Here is a 4,939-nt window from a genome sequence, read left to right as displayed (position 1 = left end):
GCGCATCGCCGACCTCGAGTCCCGCGAGGTGTTGCTGGCCAAGCTGGCCGGCGCCATGAAGGGCAACCTCGCCAAGGCGGCCGGACTGTTCAACGCCCCGGCCTCGCAGATCGCCCGGCTCGCGGCCGCGCTGCAGGAGAAGAAGGCCGCCGAGCCGGCCTCGGCGCCGGCTGCCGAGCCGGCTTCCCCACCACCCGCTTCGGAAGCCCCCACGGAATCTTCTGAGACCCCGGCCGACGCCGAATAAACCCCAAACCGAAATCAGGAAGGACCCACACCATGGCAAAGATGTCCAGCGACGAACTGCTCGACGCGTTCAAGGAAATGACCCTGTTGGAGCTGTCGGACTTCGTCAAGAAGTTCGAGGAGACCTTCGAGGTCACCGCGGCCGCCCCGGTCGCCGTCGCCGCGGCCGGCCCGGCCGGTGGTGGCGCCCCCGCCGAGGCCGCCGAGGAGCAGTCCGAGTTCGACGTCATCCTCGAGGGTGCCGGCGACAAGAAGATCGGCGTGATCAAGGTCGTCCGCGAGATCGTCTCGGGCCTGGGCCTCAAGGAGGCCAAGGACCTGGTCGACGGCGCCCCCAAGCCGCTGCTGGAGAAGGTCGCCAAGGAGGCCGCCGAGGAGGCCAAGGCCAAGCTCGAGGCCGCCGGCGCCACCGTCACCGTCAAGTAGTTCGTCACCGCGAAACCCCCCGGCGCCGCCTTGCGGTGCCGGGGGTTTCGCGTGCTCAGGGCGCGCCGCTCGCCGCCCGCTGCGACTGTCGTACCCGTTCGGGCGAATCTCCCAGCGAGACGAGCAGGTTCGTCGTCATCGTGCCGAGCACCGGCCCGACGACCGCGCCGTCGCCGCCGAAGTAGCCGGCCAGTTCGAGCATCACGAACCCGTGCATCAACGTCCAGAACTGCGCCGCCGTCGCCACCACGCCGGCGTCGCCGGCGTGGGCCGGCCCCGCCGCGATCCGCCCGGCCGCCATGCACCGGTGCACCCCCCGGACGACGTGCGCGAAGCTGGGGTGGTGCTGTTCGATCTCGGCGACGGTCAGGTTCAGGACGTTGCGTGCCGGGGCGTTGATGCCGTGTGCGCTGGTGCTGCCGAACATCAGCCGGTACATGTGGGGCCGCTCGATCGCATAGCGCCGGTAGGCCAGGCCGGTGGTCAGCAGGTCGGCCACCGGGTCGTCGGTCTGCGGCGCCGCCAGCGCCGCGTCGAACTGGCGCAGCCCCTCCTCGGCGACCGCGGCGATGAGCCCGCGCATCCCGCCGAAGTGGGTGTACACCGCCATCGTCGAGGTGCCCGCGGCGCCGGCGACCTTGCGGGTCTGCAGCGCGTCGGGCCCGTCCTCGTCGAGCAGGCCGACGGCGGCCGACAGCATCTCCTCGCGGACACCGCCGATGCTGCGCGGCCGTGCCGAAGTCGTCTCCGAAGCCATCCTTGTCATCTTCTCACCCGGGGCGTACGGTTCCGATAACGCCGAAATAACAATGTTATAGGAGCTCGGCCATGACTTCCGCCTCGACCGCTTCCGCCCGGACCGCCGAAACCCAAAACCCCTATCTCGAGGGCTTCCTCGCGCCCGTGCGTGCGGAGCTGACCACCACCGACCTGGAGGTCACCGGACACATCCCGGAGCACCTCGACGGGCGCTACCTGCGCAACGGTCCCAACCCGGTCGCCGAGGTCGACCCGGCCACCTATCACTGGTTCAGCGGCGACGGCATGGTGCACGGGGTGGCGCTGCGCGACGGGAACGCCCGCTGGTACCGCAACCGCTGGGTGCGCAGCCTGTCGGTGTGCACCGCCCGCGGCGAACCGGCACCCGGCCGGCTCGACCCGCGGGCGGGCATGCTGGCCCTGGGCGCCAACACCAACGTGCTGAGCCACGCAGGAAAGACCCTCGCCCTGGTGGAGGGCGGGATCGCCAACTACGAACTCACCGACGACCTCGACACGGTGGGCACGTGCGACTTCGACGGCACGCTGGCCGGCGGCTACACCGCGCATCCGCACCGCGACCCCGCGACCGGCGAGCTGCACGCGGTGTCCTATTCGTTCGGCCGCGGACGCACCGTGCAGTACTCGGTGATCGACACGGCCGGCCGCGCCCGCCGGACCGTGGACATCGAGGTGTCCGGGTCGCCGATGATGCACGACTTCTCGTTGACCGACAAGTACGTGGTGATCTACGACCTGCCGGTGACCTTCGACCCGGCGCAGGTGCTGCCCGTCTCCGTGCCGCGCTGGCTGTCGCTGCCCGCCCGGCTGGTGATGCAGTCGCTGATCGGGCGCGTCCGGGTGCCGAGCCCGGTCAACGCGGTGATGAATCGCAGCCCGCGGCACTCCGACCGGATGCCCTACGCCTGGAACCCCCGCTATCCCGCACGCATCGGCGTCATGCCCCGCGAGGGGGGCAACCGCGACGTGCGCTGGTTCGACGTCGAACCCTGCTACGTCTACCACCCGCTCAACGCCTACTCCGAGATGCGCGACGGCGCCGAGGTGCTGGTGCTCGACGTGGTGCGCTACGCGCGGATGTTCGACCGCGACCGGCACGGCCCGGGGGAGACGGCGCCCACGCTCGAGCGGTGGACCGTCAACCTGGCGTCCGGCGCGGTCGGCACCGAATGCCGAGACGACCGGCCCCAGGAGTTTCCCCGCATCAACGAGACCCGGCTCGGGGTGCGGCACCGGTTCGGCTACACCATCGGCGCGTACTTCGCGGACCGCTCGTCGGCGCTGTACAAGCACGACTACGCGACGGGCTCCACGACGACGGCCGCGCTCGACCCCGACCTGCTGATCGGTGAGGTGTGTTTCGTGCCCGACCCCGCGGCGGACGCCGAGGACGACGGCATCCTGATGGGCTACGGTTACCACCGCGGCCGGGACGAGGGGCAACTGCTGTTGCTCGACGCCCAGACCACCGAGCCGGTGGCGACCGTGCACCTGCCGCAGCGCGTACCGATGGGGTTCCACGGCAACTGGTCGCCGGCCCACTGACCCCGGGGCCGAGGGACCGCGGGGCGGTCTCGGGTCGGCCACTTTTGTTCTGCGGGGCCGCGCAACCGTGATGGCGCGCCTCAGGCGTGCGCTACAGTGACTCAAGCCACACAAACGGGCAGGTGGTGGGCATACGCGAGGACGGAAGGATCTCCCATGGGCGTCGCTATCGAGGTCAACGGACTGACGAAGTCCTTCGGTTCCTCGAGGATCTGGGAAGACGTGACGCTGGATATCCCGGCCGGGGAGGTCAGCGTCCTGCTCGGGCCGTCGGGTACCGGCAAGTCGGTATTCCTGAAGTCCCTCATCGGGCTGCTGCGCCCGGAGCGCGGCTCGATCACCATCGACGGCACCGACATCATGCAGTGCTCGGCGCGCGAGCTGTACGAGATCCGCACGCTGTTCGGCGTGATGTTCCAGGACGGCGCGCTGTTCGGGTCGATGAACCTGTTCGACAATGCGGCCTTCCCGCTGCGTGAGCACACCAAGAAAAAGGAAGGCGAGATCCGTGACATCGTCATGGAGAAGCTTTCGCTGGTGGGCCTGGGCGGCGACGAGAAGAAGTTCCCCGGCGAGATCTCCGGTGGTATGCGCAAGCGCGCCAGCCTGGCCCGGGCGCTGGTGCTGGACCCGCAGATCATCCTGTGCGACGAGCCGGACTCGGGTCTGGACCCGGTCCGCACCGCGTACCTGAGCCAGCTGATCCTGGACATCAACGCCCAGATCGACGCCACCGTGCTGATCGTGACGCACAACATCAACATCGCGCGCACCGTCCCGGACAACATGGGCATGCTGTTCCGCCGCAAGCTGGTCATGTTCGGGCCCAGGGAAGTCCTGCTGACCAGCGACGAGCCGGTCGTGCGGCAGTTCCTCAACGGCCGTCGCATCGGGCCGATCGGCATGTCCGAGGAGAAGGACGAGGCCACCATGGCCGAGGAGCAGGCCGCGCTCGAGGCCGGCCAGCACGCCGGCGGTGTCGAGGAGATCGAGGGCGTGCCGCCCCAGATCGTGGCGTCCCCGGGCATGCCCGAGCGCAAGGCGGTGGCCCGTCGCCAGGCGCGGGTGCGCGACATGCTGCACACGCTGCCCCAGAAGGCGCAGGCCGCGATCCTCGACGACCTCGAGGGCACCCACAAGTACCAATCCCACGAGTTCGGCGACTGAGGGCTGGGCACGGCCGGGTTGCGGCGATATTTCGCCGCAACTTGCCGCCCCGCCCCCTTGACGGCGCGGCCCAAACGGGTCAATCTGTTGGTCAGCATGTGTCCACGGGAAAGTCGAGATGCCAGCCAGCGCCGATGCCCCCAAGGGCTGGTAGTGATGGGTAGTTGAGGAATGCGCCGTCCTGAGCTATTGTTGGACGTTGCGCTGGCTACCTCCTGCCCACCTCACCCGCCACTGACATTGTGGTCCTAGGTTGAGTCGCCCTTTGCGGCTCAGCTGTCTAGTTGCGTGCGTGAGATCCGGACAGATCGTTCGCCAGCTCTAACGAAACAGTTTGCGGCGAACGGGCCCGGTGGCCGCCGGTTCCATCAGTGAGTCGCACGAGGTGCTGGAAGGATGCATCTTGGCAGATTTCCGCCAGAGCAAGACGGATCGCCCACAAAGTCCCTCTCATGGAAGTTCTTCGAACGGCTCCGTGCCCGGGGCCCCAGACCGAATCTCCTTCGCCAAGCTGCGCGAACCCCTCGAGGTTCCGGGGCTTCTCGACGTTCAGACCGACTCGTTCGAGTGGCTGATCGGATCGCCGCGCTGGCGAGAGTCGGCGCTCGCCAGGGGCGAGGCCAAGCCGGTGGGCGGCCTCGAAGAGGTGCTCTACGAGCTGTCGCCGATCGAGGACTTTTCCGGCTCGATGTCGCTGTCGTTCTCCGACCCGCGCTTCGACGAGGTCAAGGCGCCGGTCGACGAGTGCAAAGACAAGGACATGACGTACGCGGCC

The 4,939-nt window shown here is 68.8% G+C and carries 4 protein-coding genes and 2 pseudogenes; 5 read left to right on the top strand and 1 reads right to left on the bottom strand.

The window, feature by feature from the left end; genetic code table 11:
* Both AC2VOR_RS06620 and rplL read left to right on the top strand, forming a co-directional pair.
* Positions 1 to 247, top strand: a pseudogene (locus AC2VOR_RS06620) (50S ribosomal protein L10); the annotation flags it as partial.
* Positions 248 to 279: 32 nt separating this feature from the next.
* Complete coding sequence (rplL, locus tag AC2VOR_RS06615) at positions 280 to 672, top strand: 50S ribosomal protein L7/L12 (protein ID WP_144951047.1); 393 nt, start codon at positions 280 to 282, stop codon at positions 670 to 672.
* A gap of 55 nt (positions 673 to 727) precedes the next feature.
* On the opposite strand, the gene AC2VOR_RS06610 is transcribed toward rplL, so the two are convergent.
* Positions 728 to 1,429 carry a TetR/AcrR family transcriptional regulator gene (locus tag AC2VOR_RS06610; RefSeq protein WP_486963425.1) on the bottom strand — a complete coding sequence of 234 codons (702 nt, stop codon included), beginning with the start codon at positions 1,427 to 1,429 and terminating at the stop codon, positions 728 to 730.
* A 71-nt stretch (positions 1,430 to 1,500) separates the two neighbouring features.
* On the opposite strand from AC2VOR_RS06610, the gene AC2VOR_RS06605 reads away from it, so the two are divergent.
* The 3 genes and pseudogenes from AC2VOR_RS06605 to AC2VOR_RS06595 form a co-directional block, all read left to right on the top strand.
* Positions 1,501 to 2,997 carry a carotenoid oxygenase family protein gene (locus AC2VOR_RS06605; RefSeq protein ID WP_486963424.1) on the top strand — a complete coding sequence of 499 codons (1,497 nt, stop codon included), beginning with the start codon at positions 1,501 to 1,503 and terminating at the stop codon, positions 2,995 to 2,997.
* A 156-nt stretch (positions 2,998 to 3,153) separates the two neighbouring features.
* Positions 3,154 to 4,164 carry an ABC transporter ATP-binding protein gene (locus AC2VOR_RS06600; protein WP_369740652.1) on the top strand — a complete coding sequence of 337 codons (1,011 nt, stop codon included), beginning with the start codon at positions 3,154 to 3,156 and terminating at the stop codon, positions 4,162 to 4,164.
* 403 nt (positions 4,165 to 4,567) lie between these two features.
* Positions 4,568 to 4,939, top strand: a pseudogene (locus AC2VOR_RS06595) (DNA-directed RNA polymerase subunit beta); the annotation flags it as partial.

This window comes from Mycobacterium sp. TH-M103, from assembly GCF_057473785.1.
Note: the sequence above shows the minus strand (reverse complement) of the source record. Positions and strands in the feature narration are given on the sequence as shown.

Coding starts and splice junctions, on each gene's coding strand:
- AC2VOR_RS06610 (WP_486963425.1), bottom strand. CDS start 1,429: ATGGCTTCGGAGACGACTTCGGCACGGCCGCGCAGCATCGGCGGTGTC.
- AC2VOR_RS06605 (WP_486963424.1), top strand. CDS start 1,501: ATGACTTCCGCCTCGACCGCTTCCGCCCGGACCGCCGAAACCCAAAAC.
- rplL (WP_144951047.1), top strand. CDS start 280: ATGGCAAAGATGTCCAGCGACGAACTGCTCGACGCGTTCAAGGAAATG.
- AC2VOR_RS06600 (WP_369740652.1), top strand. CDS start 3,154: ATGGGCGTCGCTATCGAGGTCAACGGACTGACGAAGTCCTTCGGTTCC.